Origin of the sequence: Methylobacterium sp. R2-1, assembly GCF_014191355.1 — a bacterium.
In the GTDB taxonomy this organism is placed as follows: Bacteria; Pseudomonadota; Alphaproteobacteria; order Rhizobiales; family Beijerinckiaceae; genus Methylobacterium.
Window position 1 is genome coordinate 1 of sequence record NZ_JACHWM010000005.1, and the last position, 13,607, is coordinate 13,607.

14 protein-coding genes are annotated in these 13,607 nt (G+C 67.4%); 7 read left to right on the forward strand and 7 right to left on the reverse strand.

What is annotated here, in order from left to right; genetic code table 11:
* Positions 1–121 precede the first annotated feature (121 nt).
* Positions 122–340 (reverse strand): hypothetical protein, encoded by a 219-nt coding sequence (locus tag FHU13_RS08420; protein ID WP_183435427.1) that lies wholly within the window; start codon positions 338–340, stop codon positions 122–124.
* 317 nt (positions 341–657) lie between these two features.
* On the opposite strand from FHU13_RS08420, the gene FHU13_RS08425 reads away from it, so the two are divergent.
* Positions 658–915: a hypothetical protein gene (locus FHU13_RS08425; RefSeq protein WP_183435428.1), complete on the forward strand. Its 258-nt coding sequence runs from the start codon at positions 658–660 to the stop codon at positions 913–915.
* Between the two features lie 5 nt (positions 916–920).
* Here the strand turns inward: FHU13_RS08425 and FHU13_RS08430 are convergent, their stop codons facing one another.
* A complete protein-coding gene (locus FHU13_RS08430) occupies positions 921–1,535 on the reverse strand; it encodes a DNA-3-methyladenine glycosylase (RefSeq protein WP_183435429.1) in 615 nt (204 codons plus the stop codon).
* Positions 1,536–1,770: 235 nt separating this feature from the next.
* Between FHU13_RS08430 and FHU13_RS08435 the strand changes: the two genes are divergently transcribed.
* The 6 genes from FHU13_RS08435 (at position 1,771) to FHU13_RS08460 (ending at position 5,110) form a co-directional block, all read left to right on the forward strand.
* Positions 1,771–2,064, forward strand: coding sequence for a hypothetical protein (locus tag FHU13_RS08435; protein ID WP_183435430.1), 294 nt, complete (start codon positions 1,771–1,773; stop codon positions 2,062–2,064).
* A gap of 1 nt (position 2,065) precedes the next feature.
* Entirely contained in the window at positions 2,066–2,461 is a 396-nt protein-coding gene (locus tag FHU13_RS08440) for a hypothetical protein (RefSeq protein ID WP_183435431.1), read from the forward strand.
* A gap of 84 nt (positions 2,462–2,545) precedes the next feature.
* Positions 2,546–2,716, forward strand: coding sequence for a hypothetical protein (locus tag FHU13_RS08445; protein ID WP_183435432.1), 171 nt, complete (start codon positions 2,546–2,548; stop codon positions 2,714–2,716).
* Entirely contained in the window at positions 2,716–4,173 is a 1,458-nt protein-coding gene (locus tag FHU13_RS08450; protein WP_183435433.1) for an APC family permease, read from the forward strand. Before FHU13_RS08445 ends, FHU13_RS08450 begins: the two co-directional genes overlap by 1 nt.
* Positions 4,174–4,182: 9 nt before the next feature.
* The gene (locus FHU13_RS08455; RefSeq protein ID WP_183435434.1) at positions 4,183–4,857 is read left to right on the forward strand and encodes a hypothetical protein; all 675 of its coding nucleotides are present in this window, start codon (positions 4,183–4,185) and stop codon (positions 4,855–4,857) included.
* Complete coding sequence (locus FHU13_RS08460) at positions 4,841–5,110, forward strand: hypothetical protein (RefSeq protein ID WP_183435435.1); 270 nt, start codon at positions 4,841–4,843, stop codon at positions 5,108–5,110. Before FHU13_RS08455 ends, FHU13_RS08460 begins: the two co-directional genes overlap by 17 nt.
* Before the next feature lie 456 nt (positions 5,111–5,566).
* On the opposite strand, the gene FHU13_RS08465 is transcribed toward FHU13_RS08460, so the two are convergent.
* The 5 genes from FHU13_RS08465 to FHU13_RS08485 form a co-directional block, all read right to left on the reverse strand.
* Positions 5,567–5,791 (reverse strand): hypothetical protein, encoded by a 225-nt coding sequence (locus tag FHU13_RS08465; protein WP_183435436.1) that lies wholly within the window; start codon positions 5,789–5,791, stop codon positions 5,567–5,569.
* 187 nt (positions 5,792–5,978) lie between these two features.
* The gene (locus FHU13_RS08470) at positions 5,979–6,698 is read right to left on the reverse strand and encodes a cytochrome c biogenesis CcdA family protein (protein ID WP_183435437.1); all 720 of its coding nucleotides are present in this window, start codon (positions 6,696–6,698) and stop codon (positions 5,979–5,981) included.
* 34 nt (positions 6,699–6,732) lie between these two features.
* Positions 6,733–8,499 (reverse strand): monovalent cation:proton antiporter-2 (CPA2) family protein, encoded by a 1,767-nt coding sequence (locus tag FHU13_RS08475; protein WP_183435438.1) that lies wholly within the window; start codon positions 8,497–8,499, stop codon positions 6,733–6,735.
* A 133-nt stretch (positions 8,500–8,632) separates the two neighbouring features.
* On the reverse strand, positions 8,633–9,571 hold the full coding sequence (locus FHU13_RS08480) for a pirin family protein (RefSeq protein WP_183435439.1): 939 nt from the start codon (positions 9,569–9,571) through the stop codon (positions 8,633–8,635).
* Between the two features lie 356 nt (positions 9,572–9,927).
* Complete coding sequence (locus FHU13_RS08485) at positions 9,928–13,470, reverse strand: PAS domain S-box protein (RefSeq protein ID WP_246714579.1); 3,543 nt, start codon at positions 13,468–13,470, stop codon at positions 9,928–9,930.
* Positions 13,471–13,607: the final 137 nt, after the last annotated feature.

Consider the following 13,607-nt stretch of genomic DNA (forward strand, 5'->3'; position numbering starts at 1 on the left):
GGCCAACGGCGCTGTCGGAAGGCCGGATACGTTTATGCAGACTGCACAGACCAGCGGATCCGAGCCACTTGCGGACGGGGCGGGCCATACGTTTTTGTTTGCCGAGCGTTCGCGGTGCCGCTTAACCCGACACCTTCTTGTGGGTCACGGCAACGGCGACTTCGTCCGGCCGCACCTCGTCTCCGGCCACGGCGCCGGAGAGCGCCGCAGCGTGAAGGGCCAGTACGGGTACGAAGACGAGCGCCATCATCAGCGCCACGACGAGCACGACGCTGTTGTTGCGGCCGGACTTCGCCGCACGGGAGCGGGCACGCCGGAAAATGACGTTGGAGTCAGTCATGGCTCACCTCTTGTCGGACCAGCCGCCAAAGGCCGGTCGCGGGTGAGCCGGATCAGACGATCAGGCGCAGATCACGCGGTTGGCCAAAGGCGGCGTGGTCGATCGACTACTGTCGTCGGGCATGGGGGTAGAAAGTTCCTGTGAAGCCGCACATCGAGCGCACGGCGACGATGGGCAGACAACGCGCGCATGCCGGAAGAGTTCGTTTCGGTCAAGTCCGAACGCCGCTGCACGCCGTGAATGGGCGTGTTCGTCACATCCCGGTATCACCGGCGACCGGCGCCGAACGCGCGCGGTGCCAATCGCGTTGTGATGCCATGTCAAACGATACGATCATCTGGACCCAGGGCGGAATTTCCGAAGTGCCCCTGCAGCGCTTCACCGGCCGGGTCGGCGCGATCGAGGTCGCCACTGTCGAGTACGATGGATCGAACCGCCTCTGGACGTGGTGGAGCCCGCTCTCCGAAGACATCTGGGGCCACGCGAAGGAGGCGGATGGTGCGAAGCAGGCGGCCGAGATCTGGCTGCGCGATTGGCTGGAGAACTTTCGGCCGTTCCTCGAAGCCGGCCGCTGACCGGATCAGGCCGCGATGGAGGCCGTATCCCGGCTGCGCCACATGTAGCGGGCCAGGATCGAGCGATAGGGCGCGAAGCACGCGGCCACTGCGACCGTATCGTCGACCCCGGTGAGACGCCGTAGAACGCCGACGGCGGCAACGTCGCCCACGGGCCATATGTCGGGATCGAGAAAGTGGAAGATGCCCGCCATATCGGCAGTCCAGGGGCCGACGCCTCGTATGCGGCACAGGACGGCCGAACGCTCGGCATGCGGAAGTGCGGTGAGTTCGGCGCCCAGCAGACCGGCCTCCTCCGCATCGCGGATAGCCTGGAGCGCGCGCACTTTGTTCGCCGAGACGCCGCAGCCGCGTAGCAAGGTCTCGTAGCCCGGGACGAAGAGATCGCGCGGCGCGCCCCCCTGCGCGGCTGCCGCGGCCTCGACGCGAGTCCAGATCGAGAGGGCCGCCTTCGTCGAGAGCTGCTGGTTCACGACCTCGATGAACAGACGCTCGGCGACGCTGGCATGAGACGGCGGCGCGATCTCGATCAGACCGACGGCGGCGATGGCAGCGCGCAGCGGCTCCGAGATCGTGGAGGCCGTGTCGAGCAGACGGTCGTAGATCACAGCGTCGAGCATCCGTCCTCCGATCATGATGACAGCGCGGTCAAAACGCCCGGACTCGTTCTCCGGTCCCTCAGTTCAACGACCGCCACACCGCGCTGCCCAAACACGCGACAACCTGCGTAGGCATTCGGCAATATGGTGCGGTGCGGCGGCGAATCTGGGTTGACGCACGTTTGAAACGGCAGGATATTTCTCGAAAGGAAGCCGGAATTCCTTGTAAGAACGGTTCTCCGGGAGGAGATGTGCCATGCAGGATGCGCGCGTCGCAGTCATGTTCGGCCGGGATCGAGCGGCTGCCATCTTCGCGGTCGGGATGGTCTGGCTCGTCTATGCTTTCACCTTCTGGACCATGCGACAGGCCTGCGACAATTGCGGCGTCACGCTGCTCGTGTTGGGAGTCGGCGCCTGCGTCGTGCTGCTCAACACGGCGGCGATCGCGGCCATGATCCGGCATTATCGTGAGGATCGCGACGCGATCTACGGGACGGACCTGTACTACCTCGATCGCCTTCGGGAGATGCGTCGGTCGGGGGAGGCCTAAGATGGCCGGACGCACGCCTTACGAACCGCCGGTCCAGTCTGTCGTCGGACAGATCGTCGACGCCGTTCTGATGCTGGTTCTCGTCTTCATCACCCTCTACCTGCCCCTGCTGCTCAAGCTCGCCGGTGGCGGTACCACCGCGACCGCCACGCCGAACCCTACCTGGGAATCCCTCGGTCAGAACCCCACGATGGCTGGGCAGTGGGAAAAGCTCGGCTTCACGCCGGAAAAGGCGGCCGGGATCATCGGCACGCGCTTTGATTACGCGTTCAACTGGAGCCTCGTGGCGCTCACCGCCGCGATCATCGTCGGCTACTTCATCTTCATGTTCCGCTACTCGGACCGAGAGTACCGCGAGGTCATCGCCGAGCATTTCGACGGCACGCCGAAGGCCTGAGCTCGAACGGTCAGCCGCTCGATCCGTCTTCCCTGCTCCCAAGGTCATCTGCCGAGACTTCCTGCCACTTCGGGGGAACACATCATGGTGTTCGTGATGAACTGGGGCGCCTGGGCGGCTGCGGCCGTCCTCGCCCTCTGGATGGGATACGACCTCCTGCGCACCAACCGAACCTACGACGAGAGCTACCTCCTCTCATCGGAGGAGGGCGAGATCGTCGATTCCGAGGTCGGCGAGACGGCGGCGAGGTCGTGATGACTACAATCCAACCGACCGCGGAGCGTGTGTCTGCTCAGCCGCCCGCCGAGGCGAGTGCCGCCGCGGCCCAGGCGCCGCCGACCGCGCACCGGAAGGTCGCGCTGCTGCGCGTCCTGGGACCCGGACATGTCTGGGCGCTCGGCGTCGGCATCGTCCTCGTCGGCGAGTTCATGGGCTGGAACTTCGCGGTCGGAAAGGGCGGCGCTGTGGCGGCGCTGGCCGCCTGCTGGCTCGCCGGCATCCTCTACACCTGCGTCGCGATGATCGATTCCGAGATCACCTCGACCGTAGCCGCGGCCGGCGGCCAGTACGCCCAGGCCAAGCACATCATCGGGCCACTCGCAGCGTTCAACGTCGGCCTCTACCTCGTCATGGCCTACACCATGCTGGAGGTGTCGAACGCCATCGTTGCCGGTGACCTGATCGAGGCCTTCGCCCAGAGTCTGGGGCTCGAAGGCACAGTCGATAAGCGCGCCTTCATGGTGCTCACCGTCGTGGCGCTCGCCTTCCTCAACTATCGCGGCGTGCTGGCCACGCTGACGCTGAACCTCGTCATCACCTCCGCCGCCTTCGCGGCGATCGTGGTGCTGTTCGTGGCTGCACAGCCCTGGGCGCCCGGCGCGGTGCTCAAGCACGAGGCGCTGCTGGGCGGTCTGCCCTACGGCTCCCTTGGCATCCTCGCGGCGATGCATTTCGGGCTGTGGTTCTATCTCGGCATCGAGGGGACGACCCAGGCCGCCGAAGAGGTGCGCTCACCCGCCCGCGCGCTGCCGCTCGGCACCATGACGGGAATGATGACCTTGCTGATCGCCGCCACGCTCACTTGGTACGTCTGCTCCGGACTGATGCCGTGGGAATATCTCGGCCAGGCGGTGACGCCGCTCTACGACGCGGCCCGGCTCACGGGCAGCCGCTGGCTGGAGCTGTTCCTGTTCCTCGGCACGCTGTTCGCCACGGTCGCCTCAGCCAATGGCTGCATCAACGACGCCTCGCGGGCGTGGTTCGCCATGGGCCGGGACCGCTACATGCCGGTCTGGTTCGGCGCGGTTCACCCGACCTATCGCACGCCCTACCGCGCCATCGTCTTCTTCGTGCCGATCGCGATCCTATTCGCCGTCTCGACACCGCTCGACCAGACCATCACCTTCTCGATCCTGTCGGGACTTCTCGGCTATACGCTGATGGCGCTGTCGATCGTTCTGTTCCGCCGCAAGTGGCCGCTCGGTTCGATCCAGCGCGGCTACGTGCATCCGCTCCATCCGCTGCCGGCCGCGCTGCTGCTCATCCTGTGCGTGGTCACCTATCTCGCGGTCTTCCTCGGCTACGGCACCCAGCTCGTGGCGATGATGACCTTCTACATCACCGCCTCGGCCTGGTTCGTCCTGCATCGCTACAAGTATGTCCGCCGCGGCGACCAGTTCACGATGCCCTGGCCGAAGCCCCGCGGTTATTGAGGTGCGGCGATGCTCGTTGGCCTGACGGTCCTGATCCTCCTGTGCAGCGCCGCATCCTGCGTGCTCCAGCACCGGTGGGAGGCGGCGTGGCGGGGCGGGCTTCTCGACGACTGCGCCGGCCAACTCGCGGCGCCACGCCTCGGACGCGACCGAGCCGGCTTCGCGACCCTGCGCGGTCGCGTCTCGCAAGCCGCCGTCGATGTCCGCTTCGTGCCGGACTCCCTAGTCCACCGGCGGCTGCCGCAGCTCTGGCTCCAAGTCACTCTGCGAACGCCGCTGGCAACGGGGGCGATCCTCGATGTCCTGCGCCGTCCGGCCGGGGCGGAATTCTACGCCCCCGATCAGCTTCCAATCCGCTTTCCCGCCCCCGAGACGTGGCCACCCGACACCCTCGTGCGGGGGACGGCAGGAGCCGAGGCGCTGCTCGCCCGCGCGGCGCCCGCGTTGAGCCGCATCCTCGCCGATCCGAGGGTGAAGGAGGTCCTGGTGATGCCCGACGGCCTGCGGCTGACGGTGCAGGCGAGCCAGGGCGCTCGGGGCACCTACCTGCTCCTCCGGGGCATCCGCTTTCCGCTTGCGCGCCTTGCGCCGGAGCTGCTCGATGGGGCTCTGCGCGACGGCCTGGACCTTGTTCAGACCCTGTCCGAACCATGCTCGGAGACGCGGCATGCGCACGCTGCCTGATCCCACCCGTGTCCTGCTGGCCGCGGCTCTCCTGCCTGGCATGGGCCATGTCTGGACGGGCCGCGCGACGCGGGGGCTCGGCTTCGCGCTCTTCGCTCTTCTGGGCGGATGGCTCACCGCCCGGTTCGCCGCGCCCGATGCGAGCCTCGTCGGGCGTCATGCCGGCGGCTTCTTCGTCTGGGCGCTGTCCATCCCGGATGCCTACCGCGCCGCCCGTCTCGACCGGGCTTGGGCGGAGCGGGCCTCGCACTGAGTCCGGCTCGTCGGGCCGAGACGCGCCGGCTGCCGTCTCAGCCGAGACGGAGCAGGAAGATCAGCCCCAGGCTGATCAACAGCAGTAGCACGGGCGACAGCGTCACGAACGATCACCGGCACCACGACGCTCACCGGATGATTCTCATCGCGTGGGCATCCATCCTCGAAGTGCACGAATCTCAAACGTGCTCCGGCTGGGCAGCGGAGGTCCGTGGGTCCGAACTTAACCCAGCAGATCGGGCTTTATTGGCACGGCCCATTCCGGCGTGTTCGTCCGGTACGGGGCACTGCTACGGTCAAACGGATGGCCTTCGGAGGATGAGGACGCGCTGCCGTCCTCGGCGTCCGCCCTGTCTCTGAAATCTGCACCGGTTTTCAGCGGAAGACGGCAGCGGCCCGAATAAATGCGCGGCAGCATCTCGCGGCGCTCAACGGAGGCTCATGGGCCCGACCGTCAGGCTCCGACGACGGCCCTGAGCTGATCGATCACCGTGGCAACACTACCGAACCGTTCCGCGAGATCCGGATGGAAGTAAGCGGCCCGCGCGGCGACAATGACGACCACCAGCGCCCAGAACAGGCCCACGCCGGTACGGAGCGCGATCCGCGAGGCAACGGGCTCGTCGCACAGCGGCTGAGCGATCGGCTCACCGAAAGAGTCGAATTGGACAGGACGCATCGCGGCACGCGGGGTTCGAAAAGCTAATCTAGAAGTCGTCATAAGTTAGCGCAGCGGCAATGGCCGGGTTTTCCAAATTGGCGCCGTCCGAGGGATGGTTTTTCTCTCCGGAGACCAAACTGAAGAAGTTTGATGTTTAGCCAGTGCGGACCGGCCGCTTCGCTGTCGGCGAGCTGCCCGTCATCATTCAGAAGCGGGTCGTCAGGGCCGTGAGCCACTCTGGCGAAGCATTCACCAGTGACGTTTCCAACGCCCGGTCGAAGCCGGAGAGGATCAGCCCGCTCGTCAGGACGAGAACAGCACCCAGCGCCGCTTTGAGCCCCCGACCGAGGCCGAGCATCCGCTCGCGCCAGCGCATCAGGAGCTCGCGCGACAGCATCCCGAGGGCGACGAGCGGCAGGCCGGCTCCGAGGCCGAACAGCAGCATGGTCAGTGCGACATGGCCGAGATCACGTCCCTGAGCGGCCAGGAGCGAGGCGGCCCCGAGGGTCGGACCGACGCAGGGGCTCCAGACGGCACCGAGCAGGAGGCCAACGGCGAACTGGCCCGTCAGCCCCGAAATCGAGAAACCGCTCAACCTCCGCTCCATCCAGTTGCTCACTGGCCCCCCTGCGACGGCGAGCCGGGTCTGGGCTGCCGGCACGATCAGGACGAGGCCGAGCACCAGGAGCAGCGCTGCCGCGGTTTTGCGAAACAGGTCGCTGTCGAGACCGATCGCGAAGCCGATCGTAGCGACGAACAGGCCGATTGCGACGAAGGAGAGCGCGAGGCCGGCGGCGAGCGCCACCGGTCCCAGTCGGTGCTCCGTGGCGGCCGCGCCGAGCACCAGCGGCAGCAGCGGCAGGACGCAGGGCGACAGGACCGAGAGGAGGCCGGCGAGGGCGGCGAGGCTGAGATAGATGGCCATGGGTCGCCCCCGAGCATCCTTCCCTTGCGCGGGCTCACCCGTGCCCGTGCGCCGGCTGGGCGGCGTTGCCGCGGATCAGCTCGCGACCGGCATAGACGCCGCCGACGACTTGGAGGTCGAGGCGTTCCGCATCGCGCCGGCGGACTTCTTCCATGATCTCCTCGGCCGCCTCCGGCTCCGAACCGATCGTCACGAGCGCCTTCTCGCCGAAGGCGAAGGCCGATTCGAGTGTCTCGCGCACTTGGTAGGCGACACCCGCCTCGATCAGCTCGACCGCGTGCTCGCGATCGCGGGCGCGGGCCAGAACCGGGACCAGTGGGAACTCCGCCTTCGCCAGCTCCGCGATGCGATTGGCCATCGCGCGGTCGTCGATGCAGATCAGGATCGCCCGCGCCGTAGCGGCGCCGGCCGCGCGCAGGATGTCGAGCCGGGCGCCGTCACCGTAATAGACCTTGAAGCCGAACCCCTCGGCGAGCCGGATGTTGTCGGCGCTCGTGTCGATGATCGAGACCGAGCATCCGCGCGAGATCAGTGGCTGGCTGACGATCTGCCCGAAGCGGCCGAACCCGATGATCAAGGCGCTGCCGACGAGATCCTCCGGAGCCTCGACGCCGTCCGTGGACGTGGCGGCCTTCGGCCCGAGGCGGTCGAAGGCGATGACGGTGAGCGGCGTGATCGCCATCGACAGGATGACGGTGGCCGTGAGGATCGCGTTGGTCGTGCCGTCGATGATCCCGGCACTCGCCGCCGCCGCGTAGAGCACGAAAGCGAATTCGCCACCCTGCGCCATCAGCGCCGTCCGCTCCAGCGCCTCGCTATGTTTGGTCCGCAGGGCCCGGGCGATACCGTAGATGACGAGGCTCTTCACCGCCATGTAGGCGGCCACGCTCATGAGGATCAGGCCCCAATTCGCGGCGATCACCGCCAGATCGAGCGACATCCCGACGCCGAGGAAGAACAAGCCGAGCAGGATGCCGCGGAACGGCTCGACATCGGCTTCCAACTGATGGCGGAAGCTCGATTCGGAGAGCAGGACGCCGGCGAGGAAGGCGCCCATCGCCATCGAGAGACCGCCGAGCTGCATCGCCAGCGCCGAGCCGAGCACGACCAGCAACGCGGCCGCCGTCATGACCTCCCGCGCCTTCGCCGCGGCGAGCAGGCGGAACAGCGGGTTGAGCAGCCAGCGGCCCGCAGCCACGAGCGCGGCGATGGAAACGAGAGCGATGGCGACAGCGATGGCGCGCTCGGTCCCGCTCGTCTCGGCGCCGCCCGGCGCCAGCAGGGCCACGGCGGCCAGCAGCGGCACGATCGCGAGATCTTCGAGAAGCAGGATGGCGACGATCCTCTGACCCTTCGGGGTCGAGAGAGCGCCGCGCTCTTCGAGGAGCTGCATGACGATGGCGGTCGAGGTGAGCACGAAGCCCGTGCCGGCCACGAAGGCCACGACGACCGGGAACCCCATGGCGACGCCGACGAGCGTGAGGGCAGCAATGCAGGCGCCGACCTGCGCGAGGCCGAGCCCGAAGATCTCGCGGCGCATGCCCCAGAGCCGCGAGGGCTCCATCTCCAGCCCGATGATGAAGAGGAACATGACGACGCCGAGTTCGGCCACGTGGAGAATCGCGTGCGCGTCGGTGAACAGGCCGAGGCCGAACGGCCCGATGGCGAGCCCCGCCACGAGGTAGCCGAGGACCGAGCCGAGCCCCATCCGCTTGAACAGGGGGACGGCGACGACGCCGGCAGCGAGAAGGGCGACGACCTGAACGAGCTCGCTCGCGGCCCCGGATGCTTCGATAGCCATGATTTGGACGAACCTCTTGGTCGAGCCTGTTGGTCCGACCTGTGGACGGGTAGCGCGGCGCCGTCGCTGGGGCGCCGGATGGTGGGTGCGGTCAGCGGGCGCGCGAGTCCCTCACTGGCCCGCGCGCATTCGTTCATGGATACCGGACGGGCTGAGGCTCTTCCGGCAGCGGGATGAACTCGGCATCGTTGGGCACCGTATCGAAGCGGCCCTGGCGCCAATCCTCCTTGGCCTGCGCGATCCGTTCGGGCCGCGACGACACGAAGTTCCACCAGAGGTGCCGCGGGCCATCCATCGGCTCGCCGCCCAGAACCATGAACCGGGCCGCTTCCGTCGCACGGACGCTGATGCGGTCACCCGGCCGGAACACCAGGAGCTGGCCGGGGCCGAAGCCGTCGCCAGCGATCTCGATCGCCCCCGCGACGGTGTAGATCGCGCGCTCGTCGTAGGTCGGGTCGAGCGGCAGGACGGCGCCGGCCTCCAGCAGCACGTCGGCGTAGACCATTGGGCTCGATGTGCGCACCGGTGAACGCGCCCCGAAGGCTTCACCGGCAATCAGACGAACGGTCTTGCCCTCGCCCGTGAGAACCGGAAGCGCCGAGGCGTCGTAATGCTCGAAGGCCGGGGTGTTCTCCTCGTCCTGCGCCGTCAGGGCGACCCAGCTCTGGATTCCGAAGAGTCGCGAACCGGTCTGCCGGAGGGTCGGGGCGGTGCGCTCGGAATGCGTGATGCCGCGTCCGGCCGTCATCCAGTTCAGTTCACCCGGCCGGATCGGCAGCTCGGTGCCGAGGCTGTCGCGGTGCATGATCTCGCCGTCGAACAGGTACGTGACCGTCGAGAGGCCGATGTGAGGGTGAGGGCGCACATCCATTCCTTGGCCGAGCAGGAACTCTGACGGCCCCATCTGGTCGAAGAAAATAAACGGGCCCACCATCCGGCACTCGGTGGAAGGAAGTGCGCGGCGTACCGCGAAGGAGCCGAGATCGCGCGAGCGGGGTACGATCAGGGTCTGGATCGCGTCGCAACTGAAATGGTCGCCCGGGACCGGGTCGTCGGCACTATGCCAGCTCATCGCTCTTCTCCCATTTTCGATCAGGTCCTGTGATGGCGCTTGAATCGAGAAGCGCGTCCGCTGCGGCCTGTGAAGACGTGCCGGAAAGGTACTCCGTCGAGAGCACAATGAGACAACCGATGTAGATAGAAAATGGAAACGAACGAAACGCATCGTTTCTGAAAAAGCGTTTCGTCGCACGTTGCTTCTAGTCCGGCCACGCCCAGCGAGGCCGGTCGCGTCCCGCGCTCTTCTCAGAGCTCCCCTGGGCGGACGCCTCGCGCCAGCATACTGCGCCGGCCCGGGCGACCTCGAGGGAGGTGCTGCTCTCCGGTCCGCCTTCGAACTCAGGTCGACCCGATCCGGTCGGACGCACTCTAGCGCCCGGTGCCGACCCGGCGTGCCGTGACGCGTTGTAGGATGCGCGAGAGCTGCTCGGCCGAGTAGGGCTTCTGCAGGAGCTCGAATCCGTGGCTGCCTTCCTGAGCGAGAACGTGGCTGTATCCCGAAGTCAGAACGACCGGCAGGTTCGGGAACCGCCGCCTGATCTCGCGCGCCAGTTCGACCCCGTTCATGCCGGGCATCACCACGTCCGAGAACACGGCGTCGAATCCGGCTCCGCCCGTGGCGAGATACGCCAACGCGGCGTCAGCATTCCCCGCCCAGGTCGTGACGTAGCCGAGATCCTCCAAGATTTGGGTGGCGAAGCGCCCGACCTCGACGTTGTCCTCGACCACCAGTACCTGCTGGCCGAAGCCGCCGGGCTCGACCGACCCCGCCCTGCCCTCTCCGTCGGCCGCTACGGCTTCGGGCTCGACCTCGGGCAGGTAGAGCGTGAAGGTCGTGCCGCGACCGGGGGCGCTGTCGACGGCCACGTCACCACCCGACTGTTTGGCGAAACCGAAGACCTGGGAGAGGCCGAGGCCGGTGCCCTTGCCGACCTCCTTTGTGGTGAAGAACGGCTCGAAGACGTGCGCCATAACGGTGGGCGCGATGCCGGAGCCGGTGTCGTGAAGCGAGACAGCCGCGAAGGGGCCCGGCGCACCCGCATGGCCCCGGATGCTCGGCAGCGCCACGCAGCAATCGAGGCGTAGCGTCAGCGTCCCCTCCCCTTCCATCGCGTCGCGGGCGTTGACTGCCATGTTGACGAGCGCCGTCTCGAACTGGCTCAAGTCCACCTTGACGAAGCACGGCTGCTTCGGGAGTTCGGTGACGACCCGAATGCGGGCGCCGGTCACCGTGTCGAGCAGGTCGGCCACGCCGCGCAGGCGGGCGCCGACATCGAGGGTTTCTGGCTTGAGCGCCTGTCGCCTCGCGAAGGCGAGGAGCTGACCGGTCAGCTTCGCCGCCCGATCCACCGTCTCCGAGACCGCGGTGAGATAGCGGTCCTTGCGCTCCTCGGGCAGGTCCGGTCGCCGGAGGAAGTCCACAGAAGAGCGGATGATGGTCAGTAGATTATTGAAGTCGTGGGCCACGCCCCCGGTCAATTGCCCGACGGCCTCCAGTTTCTGAGACTGGCGCAGCGCCTCCTCGGCTTGCCGGAGCGCCTCTCCTTGCGCCTTCTCGGCCGTGACGTCGCGCCCGTACGCATAGACGAGGTCGCCCTCGATGGACGTGCGCCAGGAGATCCAGCGCGAAGTCCCATCCTTATGCCGGTAGCGATTCTCGAAGTCGGTGAGCGGTCCGCTGGAGACGGCGCGTTCGAGGGCGGCCCGGGTCATCTCGACGTCATCCGGCGATATGAAGTCGCCGAAGTGGCGGCCCGTGACCTCCGCCGGGCTATAGCCGAGGATGGTCTCCCAGGCGGGGTTCACCGCTCGGAAGACGCCGTCGCCGCCGACTACCACCAGCAGGTCACGCGAGTTGCGCCACACCCGGTCGTGCTCCGCCGTGCGCTCGGCGACGCGCCGCTCCAGGGTCTCATTGAAGCGCACGAGCTCGGCCATCACTCGCTTCTGCTCGTCGATGTCGGTGCTGGTGCCGACCCAGCGCAGCACGGCGCCGTTGCTCCCCACAACAGGCTGTCCGCGGCCCAGGAACCAGCGGTAGGTGCCGTCAGCCCGCCTCAGCCTGTACTCGCACTGGTAGCTCGCGACGGCTGTCACCGCGACAACCCATTCACGGGCCACCCGCTCTTGATCATCGGGATGGACGATGGCGCGCCAGCTATCGGCATCGAGCTCCCCCGGGCTAAGGCCGGCATAGGCGTAGACGCGCTCATTGAACCAAGTGGCGCGGCCATCCGCCTCGGTCGCCCATACGAAGTTCGGCAACACCTGGGAGAGGACGCGGAACTGCTCCTCGCTCTCCCGGAGAGCAGCCTCGGCGCGGACACGATCGGTGATGTCGACGTTGACGGCCAGCATGGCTGCAATCGTGCCGTCGTCGGAGCGTACGGCGGAGACACTGTTGCGCACCCAGACGATCTCGCCATCGGGCCGGACGTATCGCTTCTCGATATCGAACGCCCTACCCTCGCGGACCGCTGCCTCGAACAAGGCACCATTACTTGCAAGATCGTCCGGATGGGTGATCTCTTGCATGTATGCCCCGAGCACTTGGTCACGTGGGCGTCCGACGATGGTGCAGTAGGTCTCGTTCACTTCCGTGAAGCGGCCATTGAAGTCCGTCAGGGCGAGGCCGGCACCGGCCTGAGCGAACACAGCCTTGAGGCGTGCCTCGCGATCCAGCAGCGCCGCCTCGGCCTGCTTGCGTGCCGTGATGTCGATGGCCGTGCCGAGCACGCGCAGGCAGCGATCGCCCTCGAAGATGCCGCGGCCCTTGGCGGCGACCCAGCGGACGACGCCGTCCTCCTTGCCGACCGTGCGGTACTCGACATCGTAGACGGCGCGTCGGTCCGGATCTGCGGCGGCCGCATAGGCGGCGCTCGTGGCCTCGCGATCGTCCGGGTGCAGGCCGGCATAGTAGTCGGCCATGGTCACCGGCACTTCCGGCGAGATCCCGAACATCGCCTTCACCCGCGCCGGCCAGAACAGGGTCCCGTTCACCTCGTCGACGTCCCAGAGCCCAACCTCGGCCGCCTCGGTCGCCAGCCGCAAGCGCCGCTCGCTCTCGCGCAGTCGCTCTTCGACCTGCCTGCGGGCTGTGTCGTCGAGGTGCAGCCCGTCCCAGACCAGGTCGTCGCCGAGAGCGCGCGGCGCCGAGACGATACGCGTCCAGATGATGCGGCCGTCGGGCCGGCGCATCGGTGCCTCGACGTCGAAGGGTGCGAGGTCACGGATAGCCGCCGCCTCGGCCTCCGCCAGGCGACTCCGATCCTCCGGCAAAAACAGGTCGTAGGCGGCGGCTGGATCCGCGAGCACGGCCTGCGCCGGCAAGCCGGTCATGCGCTCGAAGCCCTGCGACACGTAGAGGAAGCGGCGACCTGATCCATCGCGGGGCGTGGCAATCTGGTAGACGTAGCCGCCCGGCAGGTGATCGGCGAGCGCCCTGACCCGCGCCTCCGCCTCGCGCAGCTCAGCCTCGGCACGGATGCGTCGGGTCGTCTCGCTGCAGGCGCAGAACATGCCGGCGACCCGGCCCTGCTCGTCGCGCACGGGCGAGTAGGAAAAGGTGAACCAGGTCTGTTCGTCGTGGCCGCGCCGGTTCATGGTCAGCGGCATGTCCTCGGACCAAGTCGGCTCGCCGGACAACGCCCTCTCGATCAGCGGGGCGATGTCGGGCCAGATCTCCGACCAGATGTCGTGGAAGCGACGTCCGAGCGCCCCAGGGTGCTTGTCGCCCAGGATCTCGGCATAGGCGTCGTTGTAGAGAAAGTTGAGCTCGGATCCGAACGCCACGAACATCGGGAAGCGCGAGCCCAGCATCAGGCTGACGGTCGAGCGCAGGCAAGGAGGCCAAATGTCGGGATGCCCGAGCGGAGAGCCGGACCAGTCATGGACGCGCATGATCGCGCCCATCCGCCCGCCTCCGGCGAGGAAGAGCGGGAACTCGGTCACGGCATTCTCAAGCATGGGACCAAGGCATAGGAGAGGACAATCTCGGTGGCTCGTGCGCGGGGACGGCTCTCGCGAGGATTTCCGCTCGGGCGCATGGT

Excerpts from the sequence above, each read along its gene's own strand:
- FHU13_RS08455 (WP_183435434.1), top strand. The coding sequence starts at position 4,183 with ATGCTCGTTGGCCTGACGGTCCTGATCCTCCTGTGCAGCGCCGCATCC.
- FHU13_RS08480 (WP_183435439.1), bottom strand. The coding sequence starts at position 9,571 with ATGAGCTGGCATAGTGCCGACGACCCGGTCCCGGGCGACCATTTCAGT.
- FHU13_RS08430 (WP_183435429.1), bottom strand. The coding sequence starts at position 1,535 with ATGCTCGACGCTGTGATCTACGACCGTCTGCTCGACACGGCCTCCACG.
- FHU13_RS08435 (WP_183435430.1), top strand. The coding sequence starts at position 1,771 with ATGCAGGATGCGCGCGTCGCAGTCATGTTCGGCCGGGATCGAGCGGCT.
- FHU13_RS08450 (WP_183435433.1), top strand. The coding sequence starts at position 2,716 with ATGACTACAATCCAACCGACCGCGGAGCGTGTGTCTGCTCAGCCGCCC.
- FHU13_RS08470 (WP_183435437.1), bottom strand. The coding sequence starts at position 6,698 with ATGGCCATCTATCTCAGCCTCGCCGCCCTCGCCGGCCTCCTCTCGGTC.
- FHU13_RS08465 (WP_183435436.1), bottom strand. The coding sequence starts at position 5,791 with ATGCGTCCTGTCCAATTCGACTCTTTCGGTGAGCCGATCGCTCAGCCG.
- FHU13_RS08445 (WP_183435432.1), top strand. The coding sequence starts at position 2,546 with ATGGTGTTCGTGATGAACTGGGGCGCCTGGGCGGCTGCGGCCGTCCTC.
- FHU13_RS08460 (WP_183435435.1), top strand. The coding sequence starts at position 4,841 with ATGCGCACGCTGCCTGATCCCACCCGTGTCCTGCTGGCCGCGGCTCTC.
- FHU13_RS08475 (WP_183435438.1), bottom strand. The coding sequence starts at position 8,499 with ATGGCTATCGAAGCATCCGGGGCCGCGAGCGAGCTCGTTCAGGTCGTC.
- FHU13_RS08425 (WP_183435428.1), top strand. The coding sequence starts at position 658 with ATGTCAAACGATACGATCATCTGGACCCAGGGCGGAATTTCCGAAGTG.
- FHU13_RS08485 (WP_246714579.1), bottom strand. The coding sequence starts at position 13,470 with ATGGGCGCGATCATGCGCGTCCATGACTGGTCCGGCTCTCCGCTCGGG.
- FHU13_RS08420 (WP_183435427.1), bottom strand. The coding sequence starts at position 340 with ATGACTGACTCCAACGTCATTTTCCGGCGTGCCCGCTCCCGTGCGGCG.
- FHU13_RS08440 (WP_183435431.1), top strand. The coding sequence starts at position 2,066 with ATGGCCGGACGCACGCCTTACGAACCGCCGGTCCAGTCTGTCGTCGGA.